The organism is Streptomyces avidinii, from assembly GCF_045161815.1.
Lineage (GTDB): Bacteria > Actinomycetota > Actinomycetes > Streptomycetales > Streptomycetaceae > Streptomyces > Streptomyces avidinii.
Genome location: NZ_CP108863.1, coordinates 418,494 through 443,867, shown reverse-complemented (window position 1 = coordinate 443,867; position 25,374 = coordinate 418,494). Strand labels below are relative to the sequence as shown.

23 protein-coding genes and 1 pseudogene are annotated in these 25,374 nt (G+C 68.8%); 10 read left to right on the top strand and 14 right to left on the bottom strand.

Annotated features, from left to right (window positions below; genetic code table 11):
* Positions 1 to 152 precede the first annotated feature (152 nt).
* The 3 genes from OG373_RS02085 to OG373_RS02075 form a co-directional block, all read right to left on the bottom strand.
* Positions 153 to 1,199 (bottom strand): methyltransferase, encoded by a 1,047-nt coding sequence (locus OG373_RS02085; protein ID WP_405435384.1) that lies wholly within the window; start codon positions 1,197 to 1,199, stop codon positions 153 to 155.
* Between the two features lie 26 nt (positions 1,200 to 1,225).
* Complete coding sequence (locus OG373_RS02080) at positions 1,226 to 2,359, bottom strand: cytochrome P450 (protein WP_405435383.1); 1,134 nt, start codon at positions 2,357 to 2,359, stop codon at positions 1,226 to 1,228.
* Positions 2,360 to 2,458: 99 nt separating this feature from the next.
* On the bottom strand, positions 2,459 to 3,718 hold the full coding sequence (locus OG373_RS02075; protein ID WP_405435382.1) for a YcaO-like family protein: 1,260 nt from the start codon (positions 3,716 to 3,718) through the stop codon (positions 2,459 to 2,461).
* 648 nt (positions 3,719 to 4,366) lie between these two features.
* On the opposite strand from OG373_RS02075, the gene OG373_RS02070 reads away from it, so the two are divergent.
* Positions 4,367 to 6,058: a DUF885 domain-containing protein gene (locus OG373_RS02070; RefSeq protein WP_405435381.1), complete on the top strand. Its 1,692-nt coding sequence runs from the start codon at positions 4,367 to 4,369 to the stop codon at positions 6,056 to 6,058.
* Between the two features lie 385 nt (positions 6,059 to 6,443).
* Here OG373_RS02070 and OG373_RS02065 read toward each other — a convergent pair whose 3' ends face one another.
* The 3 genes from OG373_RS02065 to OG373_RS02055 are packed head-to-tail and all read right to left on the bottom strand — an operon-like array spanning position 6,444 to position 10,682.
* A complete protein-coding gene (locus OG373_RS02065) occupies positions 6,444 to 7,064 on the bottom strand; it encodes a DUF6262 family protein (protein WP_405435380.1) in 621 nt (206 codons plus the stop codon).
* Positions 7,065 to 7,122: 58 nt separating this feature from the next.
* Positions 7,123 to 9,765, bottom strand: coding sequence for a tyrosine-type recombinase/integrase (locus tag OG373_RS02060; RefSeq protein WP_405435379.1), 2,643 nt, complete (start codon positions 9,763 to 9,765; stop codon positions 7,123 to 7,125).
* Complete coding sequence (locus OG373_RS02055; protein ID WP_405435378.1) at positions 9,762 to 10,682, bottom strand: tyrosine-type recombinase/integrase; 921 nt, start codon at positions 10,680 to 10,682, stop codon at positions 9,762 to 9,764. The genes OG373_RS02060 and OG373_RS02055 overlap by 4 nt, the downstream gene beginning before the upstream one ends.
* A 411-nt stretch (positions 10,683 to 11,093) precedes the next feature.
* On the opposite strand from OG373_RS02055, the gene OG373_RS02050 reads away from it, so the two are divergent.
* From OG373_RS02050 to OG373_RS02040, 3 genes are all read left to right on the top strand, one after another.
* Positions 11,094 to 11,435, top strand: coding sequence for a hypothetical protein (locus tag OG373_RS02050; RefSeq protein ID WP_405435377.1), 342 nt, complete (start codon positions 11,094 to 11,096; stop codon positions 11,433 to 11,435).
* A gap of 234 nt (positions 11,436 to 11,669) precedes the next feature.
* Positions 11,670 to 12,278: an AraC family transcriptional regulator gene (locus OG373_RS02045; RefSeq protein WP_405435376.1), complete on the top strand. Its 609-nt coding sequence runs from the start codon at positions 11,670 to 11,672 to the stop codon at positions 12,276 to 12,278.
* A gap of 123 nt (positions 12,279 to 12,401) precedes the next feature.
* Positions 12,402 to 13,139 carry a VOC family protein gene (locus tag OG373_RS02040; RefSeq protein ID WP_405443903.1) on the top strand — a complete coding sequence of 246 codons (738 nt, stop codon included), beginning with the start codon at positions 12,402 to 12,404 and terminating at the stop codon, positions 13,137 to 13,139.
* Between the two features lie 130 nt (positions 13,140 to 13,269).
* Here OG373_RS02040 and OG373_RS02035 read toward each other — a convergent pair whose 3' ends face one another.
* From OG373_RS02035 to OG373_RS02025, 3 genes are all read right to left on the bottom strand, one after another.
* Entirely contained in the window at positions 13,270 to 14,010 is a 741-nt protein-coding gene (locus tag OG373_RS02035) for a nucleotidyltransferase domain-containing protein (protein WP_405435375.1), read from the bottom strand.
* Between the two features lie 99 nt (positions 14,011 to 14,109).
* A complete protein-coding gene (locus OG373_RS02030) occupies positions 14,110 to 14,379 on the bottom strand; it encodes a hypothetical protein (RefSeq protein WP_405435374.1) in 270 nt (89 codons plus the stop codon).
* A 247-nt stretch (positions 14,380 to 14,626) separates the two neighbouring features.
* The gene (locus OG373_RS02025; protein ID WP_405435373.1) at positions 14,627 to 15,781 is read right to left on the bottom strand and encodes a serine/threonine-protein kinase; all 1,155 of its coding nucleotides are present in this window, start codon (positions 15,779 to 15,781) and stop codon (positions 14,627 to 14,629) included.
* 1,216 nt (positions 15,782 to 16,997) lie between these two features.
* On the opposite strand from OG373_RS02025, the gene OG373_RS02020 reads away from it, so the two are divergent.
* Complete coding sequence (locus OG373_RS02020; protein ID WP_405435372.1) at positions 16,998 to 17,828, top strand: helix-turn-helix transcriptional regulator; 831 nt, start codon at positions 16,998 to 17,000, stop codon at positions 17,826 to 17,828.
* Between the two features lie 60 nt (positions 17,829 to 17,888).
* On the top strand, positions 17,889 to 18,932 hold the full coding sequence (locus OG373_RS02015) for a methyltransferase (RefSeq protein WP_405435371.1): 1,044 nt from the start codon (positions 17,889 to 17,891) through the stop codon (positions 18,930 to 18,932).
* A 78-nt stretch (positions 18,933 to 19,010) separates the two neighbouring features.
* Here OG373_RS02015 and OG373_RS02010 read toward each other — a convergent pair whose 3' ends face one another.
* Positions 19,011 to 19,655 carry a GAP family protein gene (locus OG373_RS02010; RefSeq protein ID WP_405435370.1) on the bottom strand — a complete coding sequence of 215 codons (645 nt, stop codon included), beginning with the start codon at positions 19,653 to 19,655 and terminating at the stop codon, positions 19,011 to 19,013.
* A gap of 223 nt (positions 19,656 to 19,878) precedes the next feature.
* Here OG373_RS02010 and OG373_RS02005 point away from each other — a divergent pair, with 223 nt between their 5' ends.
* Positions 19,879 to 20,214, top strand: a complete 336-nt coding sequence (locus tag OG373_RS02005; protein ID WP_405435369.1) for a hypothetical protein — start codon at positions 19,879 to 19,881, stop codon at positions 20,212 to 20,214.
* 200 nt (positions 20,215 to 20,414) lie between these two features.
* Here OG373_RS02005 and OG373_RS02000 read toward each other — a convergent pair whose 3' ends face one another.
* Positions 20,415 to 20,618: a hypothetical protein gene (locus OG373_RS02000; RefSeq protein ID WP_405435368.1), complete on the bottom strand. Its 204-nt coding sequence runs from the start codon at positions 20,616 to 20,618 to the stop codon at positions 20,415 to 20,417.
* Positions 20,619 to 20,825: 207 nt separating this feature from the next.
* Between OG373_RS02000 and OG373_RS01995 the strand changes: the two genes are divergently transcribed.
* A complete protein-coding gene (locus tag OG373_RS01995) occupies positions 20,826 to 21,101 on the top strand; it encodes an isoamylase early set domain-containing protein (protein ID WP_397730190.1) in 276 nt (91 codons plus the stop codon).
* A 102-nt stretch (positions 21,102 to 21,203) separates the two neighbouring features.
* On the opposite strand, the gene OG373_RS01990 is transcribed toward OG373_RS01995, so the two are convergent.
* Together OG373_RS01990 and OG373_RS01985 are read right to left on the bottom strand one after the other, a co-directional pair.
* Positions 21,204 to 21,950: a DUF2071 domain-containing protein gene (locus OG373_RS01990; protein ID WP_405435367.1), complete on the bottom strand. Its 747-nt coding sequence runs from the start codon at positions 21,948 to 21,950 to the stop codon at positions 21,204 to 21,206.
* The gene (locus OG373_RS01985) at positions 21,947 to 22,279 is read right to left on the bottom strand and encodes a metalloregulator ArsR/SmtB family transcription factor (protein WP_397730192.1); all 333 of its coding nucleotides are present in this window, start codon (positions 22,277 to 22,279) and stop codon (positions 21,947 to 21,949) included. Before OG373_RS01985 ends, OG373_RS01990 begins: the two co-directional genes overlap by 4 nt.
* Positions 22,280 to 22,446: 167 nt before the next feature.
* Here OG373_RS01985 and OG373_RS01980 point away from each other — a divergent pair, with 167 nt between their 5' ends.
* Positions 22,447 to 23,916 (top strand): sensor histidine kinase, encoded by a 1,470-nt coding sequence (locus tag OG373_RS01980; protein WP_405443902.1) that lies wholly within the window; start codon positions 22,447 to 22,449, stop codon positions 23,914 to 23,916.
* Positions 23,913 to 24,623, top strand: a complete 711-nt coding sequence (locus tag OG373_RS01975) for a response regulator (protein WP_405435366.1) — start codon at positions 23,913 to 23,915, stop codon at positions 24,621 to 24,623. The genes OG373_RS01980 and OG373_RS01975 overlap by 4 nt, the downstream gene beginning before the upstream one ends.
* A gap of 48 nt (positions 24,624 to 24,671) precedes the next feature.
* Here OG373_RS01975 and OG373_RS01970 read toward each other — a convergent pair.
* Positions 24,672 to 25,304 (bottom strand): annotated as a pseudogene (locus tag OG373_RS01970) (phosphatase PAP2 family protein); the annotation flags it as partial.
* Positions 25,305 to 25,374 lie beyond the last annotated feature (70 nt).

Here is a 25,374-nt window from a genome sequence, read left to right as displayed (position 1 = left end):
GATATACGGATTCATCGGCCTCTAGGGGACGGCACGCCAGGAGTTGAATGATCTTCGCTGAGTGTGAAGTGCTTTCACGAGGGCGGGCGGGCCGGCACATTGCCGGCCCGCCCGCCCTTCCTCTGGCTCCACTCAGCTGTACGGCCTTGGTGTCAGGCGGCTGGCACACACTCGATGACCGAGGCTCCCGACGGGATCGGTTGAGCCCGCTCGACCTTCAGTCCCGCGGTTTCGGCGAGAGCGGCGTACTCGCTCAGCGCCCTTTCGCGGCCGCCGAACGTGGTCATCATCCGCATGTCCATCCCAGTGACGCGTCGACCCATCTGGGCATCGTCGAGGACATGTTCGACGATCACGACTCGACCATTGCGGGCAACTGCGTCAGCGCATCGGCGCAGAATCCTCGCGGCCGCGGTGTCGGACCAGTCATGCAGTACAAAAGAGAGGAGGTAGAGGTCGGCATCCGGGGGAAGAGGCTCGAAGAAGCTGCCTGCCGCTGTGGAGCACTGGCTCGCGATGCCCTCCTCCACGAAATAGCGTCCGGCCGCCGCTGCAGTGGCAGGGAGGTCGACGAGAACTCCCTGCAGGTCCGGGTTCCCCTTGACGATCCGCGCCAATTGGCGGCCTGTGCCTCCGCCGACGTCCACGACGGCCGAGACTGCAGCCCAGGCCACTGCCTCGGCGATTTCGCCGACTGCCCTCCCCCGCTCAGAGGCCATCAGGGTGTCGAAAGAATCCCCCAGTTCGGGGGTCACACTGAGGTCGTCCCAGAATGGTCTCCCGAATACACCCTCGTACGCTGGCCGACCCGTACGCACCGTCTCCAGGAGGCCGAAGAACGCCAGGTCCGATCTTCCGAGGGCGCCGGTCGCGTCGAGCCAGGGGCGGAGACCGGAGGGATGGTCGGACCGGAGGGTCTCTCCCAGCTCGGTTAGCTCGAATCCGCCCGAGGGCCGTTCCGCCAGGATGCCGACGGTGGCCAGATGACGCATGAGGCGCAGCAGCGATCCCGGATCGGCACCGCTTGCAGACGCGAGCCGCTCCGCCCGGTGCTCCCCCTGGGCGATGAGATCCGGGATCTTGAGCGTCGCGGCGACGCGGATGGCCATGGGGGTGGAGAGGCTGGAAAGTGCCAGCACTTCCGCGACATGGCGCCCAGTCGAAGAACGCTCCTTCGGAGCACCTTTCGCGTCGACCACGTGTCCCCTTTCCTTCCGCATGCCGTTCACCGTTTCACTTGTATGGGAAGGGATTTGGGACCGAAGATACCCAGCTCATAGAACTCCATGTCCTCGATACTCCCAACCTGGATGTCGGAGAACCCTTCGAGGATCATGGGAATGGCGATCTCTGCCTCCAGGTAGGCCAATGGGGCACCCAGGCAGTAGTGAATGCCGCGACCGAACGCGATGTGTGGGTTCTGGTCACGATGGATATCGAAGCGGTCCGCACCACGAATTTCCGATTCATCCCGATTGGCCGAGAGAGTCCAGGCCAGGACCATCTGACCCTTCGGGATGACCACATCGCTCAGCTCGACGTCACGCTTGGTAACTCTTCCCACCTGTGTGAACGGCGACCGATACCGCATCACTTCGTCGATGACCGACCTGAGCAGTGTCGGATCCGAGCGGAGGTCCCGAAGGGCTTCGGGGAACTCTTTGAAGCACAGCAACGCGTTCCCGAGCAGCACGGTCGTGGTGAGGTGGCCGGCGAGAAAGAGCAGGCCAGCGAAGTTCACTATCTCTTCGTCGCTGAGCCTCTCGCCGTCGACCTCCGCCTGCGCGAGACGGCTCATCAGGTCGTCCTGTGGGTGCTTTCGTCGGCTGTTGCAGAGATCCGCCAGGTAGCCGTTGAAGTCACGCCCGATGCGTTCGACAGACTTGAGGAAGTCCTCGTCGATGGGTCCATCCACGGCGACGGCGACCTGCTTCTCAGACATCCCGCGCATGCCGGCCCAGTCCGATTTCGGAATCCCCAAGAGCTCCGCGATCACCATCATCGGCAGAGGGTAGGTGAAATTCTGCACGAAATCGAAACTCTCCGTGTCGGACACGTTCCGGAGCAGGGAAGCGGCGATCTGTCGAATCCGGGGTTCAAGATCGCGCACGACCTTCGGAGTGAACGCAGTACTAACGATTCTCCGGAGCTTTCTGTGGTCCGGAGGGTCGGTTAGCATAATATTTCCCCGGGCGAATTCTTTGGACTCCGGGACGATCTGCAGAATGTCCGAAGAGAAGGCTTCGGTGTCGGACATGATGCGGAGGACGTCACTCCGTCGGAACGCCTGCCAAATGCCGGTCTTCTTGTCCTTGCATACAGGCGCCTCTTTCCGCATCCTGCGGAGCCAGACGATCAAAGCTTCTCCGCCGTCGGATACGGGTGGCGGAGTCGTACGGATGACACTCGTCACTGCAACACTCCCAGTGGGGCTGGCTGTTCCTCGTCGAATCAGTCGTCAGCGGCTGCGGCCGGCCAGACCTGCCATGAACGACTTCCCACGGGGGCCGGGAAGGACGAACTGGCCCTTGAGGGTGAGCATGAAGCGTTCGAGTCCCGGAATCAGCATCTGGACGACGGTGACACCGCTGTCGAAGGTGTGCGTCACATGCCTGTAGGCCTCGAGTCCTCGTGCCTGCAGTGCCTCCATGAGCACCTTGAGGTGCGCCTCGGGTCCCTGGAGAGACTCCGGCTGGACGAAGGGAACCGCCTGCGCCCGGGAGAGGGCGTCGGTCAGGTCGAACTCGGCGCACGCGACCAGCGGCGGGTACTTTCGAACGAGCCGCGTGGAGGGGACGAGGGTCGTGCCCTCACGTGTGGCGACCTGGAAGATCTGGAGCAGTTCCGTCAGCGCGCGGTAGACGGAGTGTGCGGTGGAGACCGAGGCGCCAGTGCCCCGCCAGTAGGCACCGTCAGGGCCGGGGGCTACGTAGGCCAGGGTGACAGGGATGCCTATTTCGGTGGTCATGTCGATGAGATGGACTCGTTCACCGACAACTCCTTCCGCGTAGGCCAGCAGCTCCTGCAGGTCCGCTGGAAGGGTGTGCCCATCGATGGTCGACAGGGCCGGCTCAGGAGTGAGGAAGCTTCGTATGGCGAGCAGGGACAGGGAGTCCCGTTCGATCACCTCGTTGATGGCGTGCACGGTGGCTTCGGTGACATTGGCCCCGATCGCGCTTCCGTTGTTGCTGGCGTAACGGCCCACCGACCCGTAGTTGTAGTTGTCGCCCAGGCGGCGGCGCCGCCTCTCGGTCTTGCCCTCGGTCCACCAGACAGACGAGAGGAACAGGGGCACCTTGATGCTGCTGCCGTCGCGCAGGGCTTCGTATTCCAGGCATGACAGCGACGTGTTCTCGCCGTCCTTCAACAAAGCAACCGCTCCGTCCGTGGTGAGCACGGACTCGGCCGCTACCCGGTGAGCCGGTACGAGCGAGACCTTCTTCTCGTCGAAGAGGAAGCCATCGAGGAACTGGTGCTCGATAGCCTCATAGACGGATCCGACCCTGGCCATGAAGCCGTGGCCCTTGCCCGTGCCGGGGATTCCACCGAGCTGGTCCGCCCCACGCCGAAGTTCGCACCGGCATGCGCCCGGGTCCCCATCGAGCTTGGTGAAGTCCGAGGTGAGGCCCATTTCGTCGAGGGTTTCGTTCGCCTTCTTCCAAGCAACCTCAAGGCTGAACGATCGTTCCCCGGAAAATGCAGACCCGTAGGCTTCCATCGCCTTCTCCGTTTCTAGCGGTACTTGCGAACAAAAAGCCCGAAGGGTGGGCATGCACGCATGCCCACCCTTCGATGCTGCTAGCCCTGCTGGAGGCCGAGCTCTTCCAGGATCTGCTCCTCGGTGGCGGTCAGCTCAGCGTCACTGTCGGGCTTGATGCTGAGGTACATCTCGTAGAAACCCATTTTTTGCCTCCTGCTTTGTCGCGGAGACCGCATTCGAGAGTTCAGGCGAATCCACCTTTTCGATTACGGCCGCCCTCGATGAGGACTTGATCATCCTTTGTCGCAGATTCGACCCGGTCAACAGGGAAATCGAAAGTTCCGTCGATTCTCGCCAATATCGGTTCGCGGGAACCAGTTCGGCCAGCAAAGTGGCCCCCACCTGCAATGTTCCGTTCGCGGCGTGACGCAGGACACATGGATCTTCGGGCAGGCGTGTCCGCAAAGCGTCGAATGTATCTTTTTAGGTATGCCCGATATGGCCAGATCCGCACCATCAGGTAATGCTTGCGCAAAAACAGCCCTATTTGAGCCATTGTTCAAAAAGTGGGGATCGCGCACAGGGATGCCTGATGAGCAAGCAGGCCAGGGATATCACATCCACGAGCAATAGCGAAAAACCCGTCGGCCGTACGAGGATGAGTGAATGACCCAAGACCACACATCTGGCCCTGGACTCCTCCCGCGACGGATCGCCGATGCATACCTCGACGCCTTCACGCAGCTGGACCCGATTACTGGGAGCTTTTTCGGAGCACCGTCATCAGCAGGCCGGCTGCCCGATTACTCACCCGAGGGGTACCAGGCCTTAGCAGACCTCGCCCGTCAGACTCTGAGTCGGCTGACACAGGTAGAGGGATTGCCAGGTTCAGAAGCCTCGCAGGAGCGCCACTGCGCGCGTCTGCTCAGGGAGCGCATCACTGCCGGCCTCACCTTGCACGAAGCAGGCGAGGACCTGCGGGCCGCTAACAACTTCCGCTCGCCTGTGCGGGCCGTGATGGAGTCGTTCATGACGGCACCGCCCGAGACCCCGGCGGCTTGGGAAGCGGTCGCCCAGAAGATGAGAGCCGTGCCGGCCTCCCTGCACGGCTACCGCACGGCACTCGCCCATGGCCTCAGCCGCGGGCTACACGGCCAGCCCATGCAGGTGGGCCCCCTGCTCACCCAATTGCAGACCTGGATAGGCGACAACAACAGGAGCTGGTTCCAGACACAGGCAGCCGGCGGACCCTCAGCACTCCGGAGACAATTGGACCAGGCGGCGGATGTCGCCACGGCCGCATTGGTCGAGCTGCACAACTGGCTGCGCGACAGCTACGCCCCAGCAGTTGTCGGCGCTCCCGATGCGATCGGTCGGGAGCGCTACGCCCAAATGGCACGTTTCTTCACCGGCGCCGACGTCGATCTCGATGAGGCCTACGCGTACGGCTGGTCAGAGTTCCATCGCCTGCTGAGCGAGATGGAAGAACAGGCGCAGAAGATCCTCCCCGGGGCCAGAACCCCCTGGGAGGCCCTCGGGTGGGCAGACGAACACGGAGAAGCGATCCTGGGTGCCGAAGCGACCCGTCGGTGGCTGCAGCAACTGATGGACACCACCATTGACGACCTGGACGGGACCCACTTCGAGCTCTCCGAACCGATCAGGCGCGTGGAATCCTCACTCGCCCCGGAGGGCACAACCCCGTACTACACCCCGCCCTCCACGGCCCCCGAACGCCCAGGCCGAACCTGGCTGCCGGTCATGGGACGCACCCGTTTCCCTGTGCACAGCCTCGTTTCCACTTGGTACCACGAAGGGGTACCGGGCCATCACCTGCAACTGGCTGAGTTGGCCTACAGCTCAGTTCAGCACTCGCGCTACCAGACCACCCTCGGAAAGATCAGCGCAAACTCCGAGGGCTGGGCGCTTTACGCCGAACGTCTCATGGACGAGCTTGGCTACCTGACCGAGCCTGCACGCCGCCTCAGCTACTTGGATGCCCAGCTACTCCGGTCCATGCGGGTCATCGTGGACATCGGGATCCACCTCGAGCTCTCCATACCGAGAGATTCGCCTTTCCACCCCGGGGAACGGTGGACCCCCAGTTTGGCCCACCTCTTCCTGGCGTCGCACAGCGGGCAGCCCGACGTGTTCGTCAAGAACGAGATCAGCCGCTACCAGGGCATGCCCGGCCAGGCGATCGGCTACAAGTTGGGTGAGCGGGCTTGGCTCAAGGGCAGAGAGGCTGCCCGGCAGCTACACGGCGCCCAGTTCGAACTCAAGCGCTGGCACATGGCCGCTCTTGCGCAACCACCCCTGGGCCTGGACGACCTGACAGCGGAGCTGTCGCAACTGTAGGCATCAACCGTCGGATCCCGCATGCTACGCGTTCGTCGACGCGGAGCCGACAGCCATCAGCCTGCTGGTGTCGGCGTACTCCCGTTCGCTTGTACGCCAGCAACTGGATGCCTACCACCTGAACTTGGCCACTGCGGCCGGCTCCGCCGCCGTCCAACGGCCGCATCTGTCTCCACATGCCTTACTTGCCAGAAGCCATCACATGCCATGTGACCTTGGGAGTCTGTTTGACAACACTAGATAACGATCGCGGGCAGGACGTAGGGGCTGGTGTTCACGGACGAAGGGCCTCTCTGGCGCATGGCGCACGAGTCGCGCGCATGTCGCAGACCAGGATGGCCCGCGGTCTTCCCCCATCCCAGCCCTGGCGGTGCGGATCTCAGGTTTATCCGAAGTCCGCGACCGCCTTCTTGTTGGTTTCGCCCAACAAGTTGGGCTGTTGTGCCTGAAGGAGTTGGGCTTCCAGGTCGGCGATGCGTTTGTCGCCGAAGCGGAGGTTGGTGCGGGCTCCCTCAAGTCGTTCTTGGAGTGCGCGGTGCTCCTGTGTCACCTGCTGAATCCGGCGTTTGAGGGTGGTGTTCTCGGTGGCGAGGTGTTGGATGGACTCGCAGGGGACCATCTGATCGATGTCGCGGAGTTGGCCCATGAGCTCGCCGATCCGCTGTCTCTGGCTCAGGACCTCGTTCTGGGTTCGGGTGAGCTCGGCCTCGGCGTTCAGGGCCCGCTCGCGCCAGGACGCTTCGATCTGCTCGTGTTTTTCGCTGGTGCGCCGGTCGTGTCGGCTCTTGCTGTCAGTGACGGCCTGGTGGACGAGAGCGCGGGCGTCCGCGTTTTCGTAGAGGAAGGTCGCGGACACCTCCGCCCGCTCGGCGATCGCCCGCACTGCGAGCCGTCCGCGTTCGCGGCGGAGCTGACCGATCGCCTTCTCAACGCGGGTGATCTTGTCCTTGGCCTGTTGACGGCGGGCGGCGATGGCTGCCGCGGTCTGTCCGGGTCCGGAAGTCACTGCATCCCCTCGTCCTCGCCGCAGGAGGCGAAGGTCTGCAGGTGGCGGTCGGCAGTGGTCATGACAGGTCCTCGTTCTCGTCTGTGTCGTACTCGTCGTCGAAGTCGGTGTCGCGGTGGTCCTCGTGCTGGGCGAGGTGAGTGGCGCGGAAGGCGGTGGCCCACACGCGGCCGAAGTAGTCCTGGGGCCGTCGCAGATCGAGGGCGAGGGCATCGTCGAGAAGGCCCACGGCGGCGAGGGCCTTCTCGAGGCCGTCGATCGCGCGGGCGGTGGGCTCGAAGATCTGGTGGAGGTAGTCGGCGACCTTGGGGTCGGGGGCGCGTTCGGCGAGCATGCGCCACTGCTCGCGCTTGCGGTGCCAGTAGAGGAGGTCGGCGCCGGACATCACGAACTTCGCGCAGTTGTGGCAGTCCATCTGCCAGGGGCAGGCGCCGCCATCGACTACGGCCTGGAAGGTGCAGAAGCCGCCTTCGGCCGGGGTTGATTTGCGCGTGAGGTCGATCATGATCGCCTCGGCCTGCTCGCGGGTCATAGGGTCGCCACCGGACAAGATGACGCCGGGTTCCGGGGCACCAGGGCCGGTGACCCAGATCGCATTGAGCGCGTCCTCAAGCCGCTGGTCGGTGTTGGCGAGGTGGACGTAGTGCTCGGCCATGGCCTCGGAGACCTGACCGAGGTAGCGCCTGACGTGGCTGAGGTTCGCGCCGTTCTTGAGCAGGTTCGTGGCCAGGGAATGGCGAGCCTGATGGGCGACGCAGCGGCCGACGTCGAGCTCGTTGATCCACTGGCGGAACTCTGCGTTGAACCAGCCGTAACTCATGCCCTTGATGTGCCGACGGTTCATGGCCCGGCGGGGAAACAGCGCAATTTGCAGGCGTTCTTGAGCGGTGGGCGGCCGGCCCTCTCGCTCGATGAACCGTTCGATGGTCTTGGCTTGACGTCGTTCGAACCGCTCGTAGAGGCGCTCGGAGATGCGGATGGCCTGGTCGTAGTTGCCGACCTTGGTCGCGTCGTACCAGAACATGGGGAGACCTCCGAGGCGGCCGATGCACTCCAGCCGCACCTCCAGCACCTCGCGGCAGCGGCGGCCGGTGGTGACCAGGCCCTCCCAGATGTCTCTCAGGCCCCGATCATCGGGGTCCTTGCCCTCCAGCGCCTGTAGGTGCGTCTCGGCGGCGAGGGCCTTGGCGACGTCATCAGTGAACGGCCGGCGGCGGACCTTGGCTCTGGCGGCTCCGGGAGCGGCGAGGAGGAACGCGCGGTCCAGCCCGATCCTCTCCGAGTCGCCTGTCTCCAGGGCCGTGCGCAAGGTCCGGCGGATCCCGTTGAAGAACCCGATGACCATGCCCTTGCTGACCGGATCGTTCTCCCTACCGCCGCGGCGTCGGGACGCGGCCAGGGGCTGCTGTCCGTGCTGGGCCCGGTAGCGCTGATCGGCGACGAAGTCGATCATATGACGGCCTTCGAGGAGCCGGGGGTCATGGCCTCCGCCCGGCGCCCGGACTTCCAAAAACGCGCTGAGTTCCGCGCATCCGCGTCGTGTCAGGTCGAAGGGCTGGGTGCTGCGGGGTGGGTTGACCAGCAGGCGGTTCGCCATCTGGTCCCAGAGCAGATCTCTCAGCCAGCGCTGCGAGATGCAGGTCAGGTCGATCTGCCCGCTGTGACTGCTGAGGTTGACGCCGAAGTGCTCGGTCTCGAGGTAGCCGGCGTCCTTGGTGTCCTCGCGGGTGAAGTAGACGATCCGCAGCAGGCGGAGCATCGCCTTGCCGACCAGCCGTGGCGTCTGCCTCATGCCATCGAAGTCCAGGTCCGCGAGTGAGTTGACCTGCTGTTTGCGGCAGTCGTCCGCCAGGTACTGGATCCAGGGCAGGGGCCAGTGTCCGGCCTCGACCTTCACTTGGGTGTGCTGGAACATGCACCACTGGATTTCTGCCTTCACCAGCGGCCGCAGCCTCAGCAACGACACCTTGCCGTCCGTCCGGTTGACGGGGTTCGTCTCAAGGCACCATTTCCGGAACTCCAGCTCGTCGTCGTAGAGCACGGGCACCGGCTTGCCCCGGTTCGCCAGCCACCGACCCCACTGGATCGGCAGCCGGGCCCCGCCCGGTGAATCCTCCTTGCGGTACTGACGAACGTGCCGCATACACATCCCGATCGGGTTCTCCGCACGGTCCGGGCACGCCTCCACCTTGCAGTGGCCGAAGGGCGGAAACGGCTTCTCCGCCGCAAGCCACTCGTCGTAGTCCGGCTGTCCTTCGCCGTGCTTCTTCAGCCAGGCGAACTTCCGCGCCCCCCAACGGTCCGTATGCAGATAGCACAGCGGTGACGAGCCCGAGGCCGGGATCCCGGGACAGATCGTGCAGTCCTCGGGGTGATACCAGGACACCGGCTTCATCGGCTCGGCCGTGCGCATGAAGTCGGCGAGATTGCCGCCGGCCGCCCGGGCCGTGGACCACCCAGCATCATGAACGTTGCAGAGCGACCGGGACGGTTCTTGTGCGCGCTCGCACTGCGGGACCGCGCAGAGCCACCCGTAGGCGTCATGGTCCCCAGGGACGCGGATGATCTCCTGCCGGAACAGCCCGGCGTCGGACCCAGGCGCTTCCATCAGCGTGTGCAGCAGCTCCAGCCGGTCGCCAGTGGTCCGGCTCGGCTGGTCCCGGGCAACGAGGGGCAGCAGGTGGCGGACGGGCTCGTTCACTCCGGCTCACCCCATACCGACTTCAGTGCGGAGATGAACTCCGGGGAGTGCATATCGGGGTGCCCGTAGACCTCGTCGACAGTCTGCGCCGACGCCCAGTTGCCGGCCTCCTTGGCGACCAAGCTGTCGTTGTTCGTGACGTCGAGGATCTTCGATGTTGTGGTGTGCCGGAACGCGTGCGGCTTGATCCGGCCCGGAAGCTCGGCCCGCCTTCCGGCCCGCCGCAGCATCCCGCGGGCAGCATCCGCGGTCCACGGCTCACCGATCTGCAAGCCGGCGAGCTGGATCAGAAGCATGCCGTGCCCCGTGGCGTACTTCGCGTACTCCGTCGTCATGTACTTGAAGTAGGAGCTGACCATCGCCGGACTCACCCGGTAGATCTCGCCGCCCGTGATCACGCCGTCGACCAGGCGCCAGTCCTCCTTCTTCTTCGCCCTGGCCCCGTTGGGGTTGGCCTGTCGGTGGCAGACGTGGACGTGTGGACTCTTGCACTCACCGCAGTCGGCCTTCTCGCGTAGGTGCAGGTCGACCAGGTGCAGGCCGGCCAGGCCGCCGATCCGCAAGGTCGTGTCGGAAGGCCAGGTCACGACCATCTCATCCCGGGCGGTGTTCACCGACTCCATCAGCGCCGGCCTGGCGCCGTCCGGCAGCATCTTCGGATGACGGCGCCGCGTGCCCTGCCGCGGGGCCAGGGGGTTCGTCGGCACCGAGGTGATCGCATGCCCCAGGAAGGCCCTTCTGCGGTCCGCCTGGGTGGGCAGCCGGCCGACGTTCAGGGCCTCTCGCAGCTCGTCGTTGATGCCCCGTCTCACGCACTCGTGCAGGTAGAAGCCCTTCAGAATGGTCGCCGAGACCGACAGAGTCGACGTGCCGTACGGACGCTTCGGCGGCAACCGCCACGGTTGCCCGTACGGCATTGGCACTTGCGCACCCACCGCCCCCTGGTAACGGTGGAGATCCGTCAGCTTGGTCGTCTCCGTGGTCAGCCCTTCGCGGAGGCGCCATCGAAGGTGGTCGACGAGGTAGTAGGCATAGGTTTCCTGGGAGCCCGATCCCTCGTAGAGACGCAGGTAGCTCTCGGCTTCTTCGTCGACCGAGCAGTCCGGGCAGAGGATCGAGAACGCCCAGCCTCCGTCGGCCCGTCTGATCTTCTGACCCGCAGGTCGTCCAGCACCAACGTGCTCCGCACCAAGCTTCCTTCCGCTTCATCGCTTATAGGGCGAACGGAAGCAAACCGGTAGCTAAAGACCTACGTGACGCGGCCGAACTGCGTCTCAACGAGCGACACGGACTCGCCCTTGGCAGTCGCTAAAGCATTGGATGAGGGCATGAACGCAACCGCTTCCGTCTCCGCCCGCCCGGTGCAGTCCCCCTCGCCGACGGACCGCACCCGGCTCTGGGCCGCCGTGGCCGCCCTCCTGTTCGTACCGGCGGCCGTGGCGACCGGCATCCTGACGCTGGCCTCGGAGCGGGCCTCCCGGTGTGTGACCTACGGCGAGCAGTGCGCCCCGGGACTGCCCGGCTGGCTGTTCGGGTGGAGCGCCGGCCTCGGTGCGATGGCGCTCCTCGCCGCACTGGCCGCGCCGGCCGTAAGGGTGCGCCGGGCCGCGCTCGCGGTGCAGATCTTCGCCGGGGCCACCGCGCTGGTGGTCATCCTCAGCCACGCGTGATCCGGCCGGAACGGAGGGAGCGCGCCGCCCCGCTCGCGCTCCGGCCCGGCGGCCTACCGAAGAAGGACGGACCGGGCGGATCGCCTTGGAGCTGTCCACATTCGCCGACCGCGGGCGGAGATCGGGACACAGCGAGGCGGGAGGCATGCCACTGGCCGCTGATTGGATCTCGCTCCGGAATGACGCGTCGGTGAGAGTGCTGGTCTGATCGTTGCCGTACTCAAGGGAGTTGTCGTGCAGGTAGCAGTGGTCACCTTCGACGGGTTCAACGAACTCGACAGCTTCATCGCTTCCGCGCTGATCAACCGGTGCCGCAAGGACGGCTTGGAAGCCTTCATTACGACCCCGACACCCCGGGTCACATCGATGAACGGGGTCGAAGTGACCGGGCAGCGCCCCATGGAGTTCACGACCGAAGCCGACGTCGTGCTGATCGGCAGCGGGGTGAGAACACGCGACGCGGTCGCCGACGACCGGCTGATCTCCAGGCTGTCGCTCGACCCCGCGCGCCAGCTGATCGGCTCACAGTGCTCCGGCGCGCTGGTACTGGCCCGGCTCGGGCTGCTGGACGGCATGCCGGCCTGTACGGACAGGACCAGCCGGCCCTTCGTCGAAGCCTGCGACGTCACCGTGCTGGACGCCCCGTTCCACGCCGAGGGGAACATCGCCACGGCAGGCGGCTGCTTGGCGTCCCAGTACCTCGCCACATGGGTGATCACCCGCGTGCTCGGGGAGAAGGCCGCGCGCGACGTACTCGACTACGTGGCGCCGGTCGGCGAGAACCAGGAGACCGTCGAGCGCGCCCTGCGTGCGGTCCACGCGAGCGAGGCCGCACTGCACTGACCCCCCGACAACAGCCTGGCGCCCGACCTCCGGCTTACTGACTGCCGACGAGCGCGTTGATCTCTGTTTGACGACGGCACATACGTTGGCCGTGTGCAGGGCGGTGTGCATAGGGTCGACGGCATGGCGACACGACTTGTTCAAATTGCGATGAACGCCCGCGATGAATCGGCGCTCGGCCGGTTCTGGGCGGAAGCGCTCGGCTGGGGCATCGACAGCGAGGCACCCGGCGTGACCAACCTCGAACCCGTGGGCCTCGTCTATCCCGACCCCGCCACCGTCTGCGTCGACGTCCTTCGCGTCCCGGAACCCAAGACGGTGAAGAACCGTGTGCACATCGACCTTGCCACCACCTCTGCGGCCCATCAGGCAGAGCTGGTCGCGCGCCTCCGGGCTCTCGGCGCGACGCCCGCCGACGTGGGCCAGGGCGACGTCCCGTGGACGGTCCTGGCCGACCCGGAAGGCAACGAGTTCTGCGTGCTGGAGCCGCGATCGATCTACCGGGACACCGGGCCGATGGCCGCGGTGGTGGTCGACTGCGCGGATCCGCGCGCCATGGCACGGTTCTGGGGCGAGGCGATGGACTGGACCCTGCACGAGGTGACCGACGATCATGCGGTGCTGCGATCCGCCAAGGGTGTCGGCCCGTATCTGGAGTTCCTCCGCACACCCGACACGAAGACCGTGAAGAACCGCATCCATCTCGACCTCCGCCCGTACCCGGATGACGACCAAGCGGCCGAGGCGGCCAGGCTCCGGGCTCTCGGCGCCACCGACATCGACCTCGGCCAGGGCGACGTGCCGTGGACGGTCCTCGCCGACCCGGAGGGCAACGAGTTCTGCATCCTCACCCCGCGCTGACACGAGCATGCGCGACACCCCGGCACATCAGCACAAGGAGCGCCCGCTCAGGTGCTCAACTCGCCAACTGAAGCGCTCATATGTACGGGTTCCAGCTGTCCGGTGTCGGCTGCGGTGCCGGCACGCTGTGTCAGCGCGCCACGGCAACCGAGTCGATGGTGCCGTGCCAGGTCCTGCGGTAACCCTCGCGGAGAGGGCCGCCGACGAGGTCGAGCACCTTCGACGCTGCATTGATCAGTGCTGCGGGGTCGCCTGACCTGCACAAGCGGTGGTGTCCTTCGAGAAGGGCGGCTCCGCGTTGTGGGTCGGCTTCCAACAGGCGGCGGGGCAGCCACTTCCCGCCGCCGATCCACGCGTGATGGTGGTCGCAGAGCAGATCGGCGGCGGCATTGACCACGTACCCGGCCACGGCCAGACGCTCGATGGGGTCGCTCGCGTCAGTGAGGTCGTCCAGGGCGTCCGTCAGACCGTAGCGTTTCGTATCGACGGTCTCCGCTTCCAGTGCAGGCGGACCTTGACGAAGGTCCGTTTCGGCCAGGGCGCGAGCCCGCCCGGCCTCGCCATGGGAATCGACCAGAACGAGACCGGAGGCGTACATGTTCTGAAGGACTGCCCGCCGTGCGGCGACGTCTGCGGCGAAGAGCTCCAGGAGACCGGTACGGGTGTGGACGAAGAGTTCGACGACACGTTCCTCGAACCGGATCGTCTCCCGGCAGGTCACGCCACCGTCCTCGATGAGCACCGCGATGTCCAGGTCACTGCCGGCAGTGGCTCGTCCGGTAGCCGTGGAGCCGGCGAGGACCACGGAAAGCGCATCGGGAAAGCGGCTGCGGACGAGACGTCGCGCCTGGTCGACGGGGTCTGCATGCATGAGGTGCAGAGTGCCAGGATCCTTGATCAGAGACGAGCGGATTCCGCACGGTGCGATCCGAGCGACTCGATTCGCCCTCTGGTGAAGTGCGGATCGGTCTCAGCAGCGGGCGAGTGTGCCGCTCTTCAGGGTGGATTTGTCGCCGACCAGCCATCCTTCGGTACTCGTGCCCTCGATACGGGAGTAGATCCACTTGTTGCCATGGGCATTGGTGACGTAGCAGTGGTAGTAGACCTTCACGCCGGACTTGACCGCGGTCACATGGGAGCATTCCGCGTACGGGCCGGTGTAGAGGTGGGTTTCCTGGGCCGCGTACCCGTAGCCGTCGCTGCGGTTCGAGTGGGCCCAACCGGTGCACGCCGTCGACACCGGGACGGGCTCCTTCACCGGGGAGCCGGTCGTTGCCTTCGGCGAGCCGGACGGTTTCGTGGCCGAGCCGCCGTTACCGGGCGTTGGCGTGGGACCCGTCTGCCGGTCCTGGTCCTTCTTCGAGGGGGTGGCGGACGTCCGGTCTCCGGGGGAGGCCGGACGTCGGACATGTCACCGTCGGCGGCGCTGCTCGCCGTCGGAAGCGCCGTGCCCGACCTGCCGCCGCCCGCGTCGCCCCGCGTGTCCATCAGGGCGTAGGCGACTCCGCCGCAGGTGAGGACGGTGGCGGCCGCCACCGCGACGACGGTACGGGTGCGGCGGCCCCGCGTCCGGACGGCCGTGGCACTGGTCTCGGAACGGCTGCCGTGACCGTCGGGTATGCCGGGGGCCGTGCCCGGCGCGGCACCCGGCTGCGGAGGGGCGGCGTAGGCGCCGGTCGGCGTGTAGGAGGCGACGGGCTGGGGGCGGGCTGGGAGAACGGCGCGGCGGGGGGACCGAAGGCCGGCGGAGGGACGGGCTGCGGGGCCGGTGCCGGCGCGGGGTCCGCCGTCCTGACCCCGGCAACCGCCTCCAGCATTTCGCGCGCCCGCCCGGCGTCGGGGCGCTGCAGCGGGTCCTTGGCCATGAGCGCCTGCAGCACCGGGGTGAGCGGTCCGGCGCTCCGGGGCTCCGGCAGCGGTTCGCCGACGATCGCCGCCAGCGTGGACCACACCGACGCACGGCGGAAGGGCGAAGAGCCCTCCACGGCCGCGTACAGCGTCATGCCGAGCGCCCAGATGTCCGACGCGGCACCCGGTTCCCCGCCCTGTGCGCGTTCCGGCGGCAGATAGTCGAGGGAGCCGACGATCTGACCGCTCTGGGTCAGCTTGGCCAGGGCCTCGTCGCCGGCGGTCTCCATGCTGGCGATGCCGAAGTCGGTGAGTACGACCCGGCCGCTGCGCTCGAGCAGTACGTTGCCGGGCTTGACGTCCCGGTGGAGGACCCCGGCCCGGTGTGCCGCGTCGAGCGCGTCCATCAGCTTGGCGCCGATCGCGGCCGCTTCACGCGGGTCCAGTGGGCCGCGCTCCTCCAGCACGTCGTCGAGGGAGGGCCCGTCGACCAGCTCCATGACGATGACCGACAGCCCCTGCTCCTCGACCACGTCGTGCACGGTGACCACACCGCTGTGCCGGATACGGGCGGCGGCCTGCGCCTCCCGCTGCATCCTGACCCGTAGATCGGCCAGTTCGGCCGTGGAGGCGTCGGTGTAGGCCCGCAGGACCTTGACGGCGACCTCGCGGTTCAGCAGCTGGTCCACCGCCCGGGCGACCACACCCATGCCACCGCGCCCGATCATCGCGGTCACGAGGTACCGCCCGCCCAGAGCCTTGCCGACCAGCTCCGCGCCGTTCGCCCCCGTCACTCGTCACGCTCCGTTTCGTCGCACTGTTGAAGATCCGCGGGAACCAGCGTAGGGGTACCCGTGCGGGCGCGTTCGCACGGCCCAGCCCTCGGCGCGCGGGTGCACCTTTCAAAGCCTGCGATCATCCAGACATCTGACGTGAGATCAGGAGATTCGTGCGATTCCCCCGGCGGCCCGCCCCTCCGGCGGGAGCCGGCCCGGCCGGGGCCGCTGTACGAAGCGGACGTCGACCTCACCGGACCGCTCGCGGACCGGACCGCGCACCTGTCTGTTGTCCGCGATGCTGCCTGCGTGCTGTGCGATGGCGGCGTGTCCGCCGAGACGGTCGCCACCGGCTCGGGACGAACCACCCAAGGCCCTGGCTCTCCCTCCCCCCGCTCAGCCGGCTCCGGCCGAGGCCGCGGGGCGTGGACGGTGACGGCGTCGCGAGGGAGCGCGTGGTGGTGATGACGGGCAGGCATCGCCGTGTCGGTGGCAGCGTTGGTGGGGACGGCACTCTGCCGGCGGGGTGCGGCCTTTCGGGTGGCGGGGTCCTTCCAGAGTGACCAGTACCTGCAAGGATGCACGGCGCTCGTCGGGTCTTCCCTTGCTGGCGGTGTCGCTGGACGGCTCGGTCATGGCCGTGGTCGCGAACGTTCGGCGTGAGATCCGGTACGGGCCGGGAGGAGCGGAGGTCCGCAGCGGTACCAAGCATTTTCCGGCGGGTGGCAAGGTGTGGCTGGTCACGCCGTGTTGGGATCTCGGCTTTGGCGAGGCTCTTGCGGTGGGCAGGCATCGGGGCTCGCCTCGCCTGGTTGGGGTGGTCACTCGGGTGGTTCACCTGGAGAACTTCCGTGTGCGCGGTCTACAGCCCGGATCTGTGCCGAAGGCTGGAGGCAGATCCGGGGACGGGGCTCTGGTTGGCGCGGGAGGACGCCGTACAGGCTGTGAGCTGGTCGACCGGCAAGGACCTCTACGGCTCTGTTGCCGGCCGGGACAGCGAAGCGGGCCCCTGAGCCACCTGGCCGCCAAGGCGCCCAGACGCATGCAACCGTTGACACTGCGGCAAGTAGTCGGCACCTGATGCGCGCGATGCCGCACGGGGGCGCTGGTGGGCCGGCCCGGCCGAAGCTGCCGTCCCCGCCCACGTGCAACAGACCGCGCTCACCAGGACCGCGGAACGGCCGCGGAACTTTTGTTCAAGACAAGAGCCTGCGATGTCGGCGAGCCTGGAGGCATGCCCAGAGACGACGCGGGGGACGTGCCCCCGGAGCGCACTGCTCACGACCGCTGGGAGGTCGCCCGCCTCCTGGGCGGAACCTCTCTCGACGGCGTACGGATGGCCGGGTTCCGCGACCTCATGGGCAGCGGGCTGGACATGCGGGTGCTGCCGCAGCCCGCCGTGATCGTCGTCATCGGGCTCGGAGCCGGCCCGGTCACGGTGGAGAGCGCCTCCGGGCACCGGCCGCTGAGGGGTCTCGTCGCCTCCATGTCGCCAGGTCCGGCCCGTATCCGCGGCGAGGGCGTCGAATGCGTCGAGGTGGCGTTGTCACCCCGGGCCGCCTACGCCCTGCTGGGCGCTTCCCCGCTCGAACTGGACGGCTCCATCACCGGACTCGAAGACCTCTGGGGGCGGCACGCTCGGCTGCTGCGCGAGCAGTTGGCCGACACCGCATCCTGGCAGGAACGCCTCGCGCTCACGGACGGATTCCTCAGACGGAGGGCCGCCGGAGCCCCGCCCATGGCGGCCGAGGTCGCCGCCGCCTGGGACGCCATCGTGGCCGGCCGCGGCCGAGTGCGGGTCGGCGACCTTGCCGCGTCCTGCGGATGGAGCCGCAAGCGGCTCCGGGCCAGGTTCAGCTCCCAGGTCGGCCTGACCCCCAAGCGCGCCGCCATGCTGGTCCGCTTCGACCACGCCGCCCGGGCGCTCCTCGCCGGCGAGCGTGCCGGCGACGTTGCCGTGGCGTGTGGATATGCCGACCAGCCCCATCTTCACCGCGACGTCCAGGCCCTCGCCGGGTGCACGCCCGGTGCACTGGCCGGCCTGAACGCGTCCACCGAACCCTGACTGTCCGTATCCAGACCGATCGGTGATCGGTCGACCCGAAGGAAGGAAGCAAGGCCTGTGATGAACACCGAGGTCCGAGCAGCACAGACGGCGGCAGGCCGGGAGCTCGTCGTCCGGCTCGCGTTCGGGAGCATGGCCGCGTACACCCTGCGCGCGGCGGTCCGCCTGGAGGTCGTCGAACTGATCGGCGACGGACCGCGCACAGCTGCCGAGGTGGCCGTCGGAGCCGAAACCGCGCACCAGCCCATGGCACGCCTGCTCCGTGCCCTGACCGCCCTCGGCCTGCTCACGGAAGACGCCCCCGACACGTTCTCGGTTACCCCGGCGGGCGCGCTCCTCGGCTCCGGCCACCCCGACTCCCTCGCGTCGTTCGTCCGCATGTTCACCGATCCGGCGATCGTGCGCGCCTGGGAGCACCTGGAGAGCAGCGTCCGTACGGGGGAGACCGCGTTCGATTCCGTCTTCGGTACGGACTTCTTCAGCCATCTCGCCCGGCACCCCGAGCTCTCCACGGACTTCAACGCGGCAATGAGCCAGGTCGCCTCCGAGACCGCCGCCGTCCTGCCGCGAGCGTTCGACTTCAGCCGGTTCGCCTCGGTCACGGATGTCGGTGGAGGCAGCGGCACCCTCCTGGCCGCCGTCCTCGAAGCGCACCCGAGTCTCGCCGGCGTGGTCTTCGATACTGCCGACGGCCTCGCAGAGGCTGCGAAGACACTGACGCGGTACGGACTGGAGGAGCGCTGCTCCCTCACGGCCGGGGACTTCTTCCAGTCGGTCCCGCAGGGCTCGGACGTGTACCTCGTGAAGAGCATCCTGCACGACTGGACGGACGCCCAGGCGGTCACGATCCTGCGCCACTGCCGCCAGGTGCTGCCGCCCGGTGGCGTCGTTCTGATCGTGGAGCCCGTACTTCCCGAGGTCGTCCGCGCGGAGGGCGAGGTCACCTACCTGAGCGACCTCAACATGATGGTGAACGTCGGCGGCAGGGAACGCTCCCGCGCGGACTTCGAGGAGGTGTGCCGCCGGGCGGCCCTGCGCGTCACGTCGGTCACCCCGCTCGCGGAGGCCGCTCCGTATTGCCTGATCGAGGCCGTGGCCGACTGACCACAGACCGCGCGCCGAGCACCGGCGGTGACGGCGGCGGGGCGGGGGAGGGGGTGGTGGTGATGACGGCGATGTCTGTCAGGCGATCAGCTCGTAGAGGCTACGGGCCGTCAGCCACAGGCCGGCGAGCAGGGAGAGCGCGACGATCAGCTGCTCCTGGTGTTCCTCCAGCCAGCTCCGCAAGGCGTTCAACCGGGCGTTCGCACGCGCGGGCGCCCAGAACGCGTACATCTCCATGACGACGAGGCTGAGCGTGGCCAGCAGGCAGTAGCCGGCCAGTGCGAGCCAGTCGGCGAGGGTGGAGAGGTCCGCGTCGACGGCGGTCGCGGCGCCGGCGCCGACCAGCGCCCAGGGCTGCAGCAGCCATGCCAGCGCGGCTGCCGTGCCCGGGGAGGCGCCGTCGATCCGAGCGGCCCAGCGCGGTGGGCCGTGCGGGCGGGGCGGCCGCCGGCGCCGGTGCGCGCCGTACAGCACCAGTGCCACGCCGATGACGAGCTTCGCGGTGATCGCGGCGGTCGAGGGCACGCTGTGACGGGCCGGCGGCTGACCACCGGTCAGCAGCATCACACAGGCGATCACCGCGATCAGGTTGGCCAGCCACGACAACAGGAACGCCAGGCCCTGGCGAACGCCGCGCCGTGAGGAGAGCAGCAGGATGAAGGCACTGTTGTGCAAAGGACCCAGGGTGACGGCCGTACCGATCACAACCAGGTCGAGGACCATCGGTTCAGCCGCTCCCGGGTGCAAGGGCCGGTCTGCCGTCTGTGGACGGACGGGACCGGTCGGCAGAGTCAGCTGGCGCTGCTGCGGTGTCGCATCCTGACTTTGCAGGCGGCTGCCCGTCCGGTCAAGCAGGCCACGCCGCATCCGATGGTGCTGCCCGGACCGCCGGACACGCGCGTGGGGTCCACCGACGTGCTGGGGACGTGCCCCTACAGTTCGGACCGTGAATGATCCGGAAGCACAGTTCCTGACCGCCGTGCGCACCGTGCTGCAGGAGGCCGGATTCGCCCCCACCGCGGTGGGCGCCGAGGGCGTCCACGTGATCCAGCACGCCCGCGGCGCGATGGTCGGCTGGATGCCCGAGGAGATCCAGCGCCTGCGGGTGCGGCGTCGCGGCGCCCGTCGCACCCGCACCGACACGCGGATCGAGCTGCCCGGGCTGCGCCACGCCTTCGGACTCGCCCTGGCAGCGGCCTTCCGTAACGCCGGTTTCATGGTCGAGGACCGCGGCGATGAATGGCTCCTCGTCGTCAACCCTGCTCACCAGCCCGAACTCTGAATCCGCGCCCGGCCGTCGAATCGGGCTCGCCCGCGCTGGTCGGGGCGCTCCTGGACAACAGCATCCGGGGACCGGCCCGCGAGTCTCGGCCTTCCCGGACGCCGGGCCGACGTCGGGAGCGGGACGACATGACAGGACCCGGCCGGGTGACTACGGCCCCGGCCGGGTCCTGCGTGCGTGGGGTGTTACGGCGGTACGGGTCAGAGCTCTTCGTCGCGCATCTCGTCCTCGCGGCGCTCGCGGCTCATCTCGTCCTCGCGGTGCCGCTCGAGCTCTTCCGGGCTCTTGCCCCGGGCGCTCTCCCGGGCGGTACCGGGGTGGAGGGGGTCCTGGCCCGGGCGGTGCAAGTGCTCCGGCTCGCTGCCCTTGCCGGGCTCCTGGCGCTTGTCCTGCGTACCGCCCATGACGGCGACTCCTCTGGTGGCGCGTGGGACTGGGGGTTCCTCAGATCAGGCTGACACGAAACGTGACATATCGCACCATTTGTGTCACGGAATGTGGTGGGCGGGTGATGCCGGGTCGGTGGGCGGCCGGGTCGGCGGGTGGCCGGCGGGCCTGCCCCCGACGATGGGCGGTGTACCCATCCGCTGACGCCGTCAGGAGCCTGCCCCATGCTGGAACGCACGCTGAAGAAGGACCGCACCGAGGTCACCTTCGTCCTCCCCGCGGACGTTCCGCCGGGCCCGGTCAGCGTGGTGGGTGACTTCAACGACTGGCAGCCCGGCGTCCACACCCTCAAGGCGCGCAAGGACGGCAAGCGCGCGGTCACGGTCGCACTGCCCATGAAGAGCGTCCACTCGTTCCGGTACCTGGCGGCCGGCGACTACTGGTTCAACGAAGAAACGGCCGGGGACCAGGACGGCCCCAACAGCCGCCTGCACACCTGACCGTCAACGACCAGGACCAGGACCAGGGCCCGGCGCCGGGAAGGCCGGCGCCGGCGGTGCACCGCCGTTACTGGAGCGGTGCGCCGGCCGGGTGGCTGGTGCTCACCCGGCGAGTCGAGCCCCTCGGCCGGCGGCCATGGTCGGGAGCGGGCGCCAACTCGCGGGAACGTTACGCATGACCAGGGCGCAGTCCAGGGTCGCACTGCCCGGCGGGAAGCGGTCCGGGTCGTCGAAGAAGGACGACGCGGCGGAGCGAACCCGGCCGGCTTCCACGTGCCAGGCGTCGGTGTGCAGTTCCATGCCGTCCAGGTGGCGGCCGGACCCGGTCTCCGAGTAACCCTTCGCCCCCTCCTGGAAGAAGCGGGAGGCCTCGGCGAGACCGGCGAACAGCTCGCTGCCCCGCAGCTCGTCGGACGGCTCGACGGTGACGTCCACCCGGGTGTCGCCGTCCCGCGTCGCGAAGGCGACACGAACCCGGCCGGGTGTCTCGTGCACCTCGAAATCGGCGCGGCCGTGTTCGCCGGGGAAGACACGGCCGCCGGCCCAGACGTTGAGCCGCGACGCGGTATCGCGACGAGGGATGTAGACGCCGGTCTCGACGCCGTCCGGCCCGTCCCATTCGACGGCGATCCGATGCGCCGCGTTCTCGCTCCGCAGTCCGAAGGCCCTGGGGGCCCGGACCGGCCGGACGCTTCCCAGCCGCAGGAGGCAGATGCCCGCGACCGCGTGGCCGTTCACCAGTTGCGGGCGCAGCGGCTCCGGAAGCAGGCGTGCCGCGGCATCCGGGGCGACCCGGTAGTTCACCAGAAGCCGTCGTTCGACGACGCTGGACAGGCGCGGTTGCCTCATGATTCCTCACTCTGCGCCCCGGGGCGCCATTTGGTGTGGCGCAGGACGATCTGCTCGGGGCAGACGGCGCTGAGGAACCGGCCGACGCAGGTCGCCAGGCGGTCCTCGGCCAGCGTGTAGAGGATCCGGTTGCCGTCCCGGCGCTCGGTGACCAGCCCCGCGCCCTTGAGCACGCCGAGATGCCGCGAAATGGACGGCGCGCTGATCGCGAACCTGCTCGCGATCTCGCCTGCCGCGAGCTCGCCGCCTCTGAGGTCCTCGAGGATCTGCCGCCTCGTCGGATCGGCGAGCGCACGGAAGGCCCCTGCCTCGTCCTGAGCTTCTGTCATGACAGATATTTAGCGCATTAGCTAAAGACCTATCAATGGGCGTCCGGCGCTGCTGGACCCGCTCGGGCAGGCCCGGGCCATCGGCCTGGCCCGTGCATCACCCGGGGGTGGACTTTCGGCAGTGCCGCGGGCCGGGCGAGTTCCGTAGGGTCGCGGGCGTGAGATCAATGATCATCAAGACCCGGGTGCCGGAACCGGTCGTGTCCGCGGGGCTGTTCGTCGGAGCGGTCGCCGCCGTCGGGGCGAGCGCGACCGGCCCGTGGTGGGGCCTTCCGGCGGCGGCCTGCGCCTTTCTCGCCGGGCGAGGGCCGGGTCGCGGCAGGAGCGCCGCCGTGGCCCTCGCCCTCGTGCTCGCGGCCGCCGTACCGGCCGTGCTCCTCGTGCCCGTGTGGCTGGGGTGGGCGAGCCGTTACGTGCTCATGCTGTTCGCGGCGGTGATGCTTCCGTGGTTCGCGGGCCGCTTCCTGCGCCAGTACCGCGAACTGGTGCGCGCCGGATGGGAGCGCGCCGCGCGGCTGGAGCGGGAACAGCGGCTGCTCGCCGAACAGGCCCGGCTGCGCGAACGGACCAGGATCGCGCAGGACATGCACGACCTCCTCGGCCACGAACTCAGCCTCATCGCCCTGTCGGCCGGCGCGCTGAAGCTCGCCCCGGGCCTCCCCGAGGCCCACCGCGCAGCCGCCCAGGACATCCGGGCCAGGGCGGGAGCGGCCGTGGAGCGGCTCGGCGAGGTGATCGGCGTCCTGCGCGAGCCCTCGGACCCTGCGCCGGAGCCCGGATCCGGCCCGGCACCGGGACTCGCGGGGATCGAGGGCCTGGTCGAGCGGGCGGCCGCGGCGGGACTCGACGTCCGGCTGCGTGTGACGGGCGAAGCGGAGCCGGCCGAGCCGGCGCACACCGGCGACCGGGCCCTGCACCGCGTGGTCCAGGAGGCGCTGACGAACGTGGCCAAGCACGCGCCGGCCGACCGGATCACCGTCGTCCTGCACCGTACGGAGGGACGGACCGAGGCCGCGGTGACGAACACTCCGGTCGGACCGCCGTCCTCAGGCCGTTCCGCGGCGTCGGCCCGACCGGCGGCCCCCTCCCCGGCCCGACCGGCAGCACCTTCCCTCGGCCTCATCGGCCTCGACGAACGGGTCCGGCTGGCCGGCGGGTCCTTCGCCGCGGGCCCCGAGGGCGACGGCTTCGCCGTGCGCGCCGTGCTCCCGCACCGGCCCGGCGCCGCCCCGCCGCAGCCCGCCGGCGTACTGCCTCCGGAGCACCGCAGCGCCCGCCGCAGACTGCGCCGTACCGCCGCAGCGGCCGTGTTGGTGCCCTTGTGCACCGCGGCCCTGCTCATCCTCGGGGTACGGGCCTGGGACACCGTCACCGCGCGGCAGGCCGTGCTGGCCCCGCAGGACCACGCCCGGCTGCGCCTCGGGCAGCCCCGCGACGAGGTGGCGCCATACCTGCCGCAGCGGCAGACCACCCGTCGGCCGGCCGTCCCGACCCCCGAACCACCCGACGCCGCCTGCGAGTTCTACGTACAGACCGCCGACCCCTTCGACGACCGCTCGGGGGACATCTACCGCCTCTGCTTCCGGGCCGGCCGCCTGGTTTCCACCGACACCTTCACCGGGAGGGAAGTCCGATGATCCGGATCCTGATAGCCGACGACGAACCGATGATCCGCGCGGGTGTCCGCGCCGTCCTCGCCACCGACCCCGGCATCACGGTCGTCGCCGAGGCGGCCGACGGACACGAGGCGGTACGGCTCGCACAGAGCCACCGTCCGGACGTGGCCGTGCTGGACATCCGGATGCCGGGGACGGACGGCATCGAGGCCGCCGCCGAGATACGCAGGACCGTACCTGCGACGGGAGTCGTGATGCTGACGACCTTCGGCGAGGACGCGTACATCCTGCGCGCGCTGGGCGAAGGCGCCACCGGCTTCCTGATCAAGTCAGGTGAGCCGGAGGAACTGGTGGCCGGGGTACGGGCGGTCGCCGAAGGCGCCGCCTACCTGTCACCGAAGGTCGCGGCCCGGGTCGTCGCCCATCTCGCGGCCGACGGCGCGAGTGCCCGGGCGGCCCGCCGCGCCACCGCCCGCGCCCGGGTCGACGCCCTGACCCGGCGCGAACGGGACGTGCTCGGCCTCCTCGGCAGCGGGCTGTCCAACGGGCAGATCGCGCGCCGCCTGCACCTGGCCGAAGGGACGGTGAAGGCCCACGTCAGCTCGATCCTCGCGCGCCTCGGCGTCGACAACAGGGCCGCCGCGGCGGTGGTCGCGTACGAGGCGGGGGCCGCGACGGGGGCCGGGGCGGGTGACGGGGCCGGGGCGGCGTCCGGTGAGGAGCGCTGACACCAGACGTCCGGCGACGGGCAGCAGGAGGATCCGGACGGTCAGCACCGTGGTCGCGCCGAGCGCCGCGCCCGCGAGGACGTCGTGCGGGTAGTGCACCCCCGCCAGCACCCGCAGCAGGGCGGCGGCCGCGGCCACCGGCAGGGCCGCAGCGGCGAGCCGGGGCCGTACGAGGCTCACGCCGACCGCCAGCGCGACGGCGAGGGTGGCGTGATTGCTCGGGAACGACCAGTCCCCGGCGGCGGGGCACGCCGCGACCGCCGGCGCCCCGGCCAGGGCCCGGCACGGCCGTTCCTCGTCCACGACGAGTTTCAGTGCCTCACTGAGCGCGTAGGAGGCCATGGTCCCCGCGGCGGCCAGGCCGAGGCCGGCCAGGCCCGGCACGTCACGGCGCCGCAGGGCGCTCCACCCCGTCCAGGCCAGCAGCAGGCCCAGGAGCAGCAGGGTGCCCTCGCTCGCCGCCTCCAGCACCTGTCCGGCCCAGCTCGGCCAGTCGTCCGCAACGCTCCGGGCGATCGACCGGTAGGCCGTGGCCGAGGCCCCCTCCGTGACCTGGACCGGCTCGTTCGTGCCCAGTGCGCCGTCGGGCGCCGCCCGGACGAGGGCCGCGGCGCCCGCACCGGCCGTCACGGTGGCGAGTGCCGGCCGTCGGACCCATCCGTATCGGGTGTTCGATTCCATGGGGCCCGACCGTAGGAATCCGCGGACCCCTCCCACCCCGGCCGAACGGCCGCCCCGGACCCCGACGAAG